1 protein-coding gene is annotated in these 621 nt (G+C 42.0%); it reads right to left on the bottom strand.

The genetic code is table 11. The features are described 5' to 3' along the window. Window positions 1–397, bottom strand: a 397-nt coding sequence (locus tag R7190_RS28590) for a LysR family transcriptional regulator (protein ID WP_318138023.1), incomplete at its 3' end; no start/stop codon positions are given. Window positions 398–621 lie beyond the last annotated feature (224 nt).

The raw sequence follows: 621 nt of genomic DNA, 5'->3' as shown, positions 1-621 counted from the left end.
ATTGATCAGCGTTGTTCTCTGTCGTCAGCTCGATATTGATATCCGGATACTTCTTCATGAAGTCATTAAACATCGGCATCATCATGCGCTTGGTCAGATTGTAAGGCGCAGAAATTTTAATTTTGCCTGATGCACCGCGGCAGTCATCAGTGATTTCTTCCGCGGTTGATGTCAGCCTTTGAAGTAGGGGAGAGCATTCATGGTAAAAGCGTTCTCCGGCTTCAGTCAGAGAAAGCTTACGTGCGTGACGGTTCAATAGTCGAAGATTGACAGAGTCTTCTAGCGCTTGAATGCGTCGGGTGATGGTTGCCACCGGGATCATGGTTTTTCGCGAAGTTGCGGTGTAGCTCCCATTTTCGACAACCAGTCGAAACAGGTTCAAATCATCTAATTTCATATTTCCAGACACATTAAATTACCAATTGTGGCTAATTTATAATTAACTTTGTGATCAAAGCTTGCTTTAAGTCAACATGTTGCATCATTTGAACACAGCAAGAGCCTTGGAGTAAATACTGACAATTTGTATAAATGACTTTTTCAAGCTACGTTTTATAACAAGGCGAAACCGCTTCAAGTCTTGCTGCGCAACGTTTTGCCTATGCAAACACAACAAAAATA

The sequence above is a fragment of the Vibrio sp. 1078-1 genome, assembly GCF_033340475.1.
This window is presented reverse-complemented; position numbering and strand designations above follow the sequence as displayed.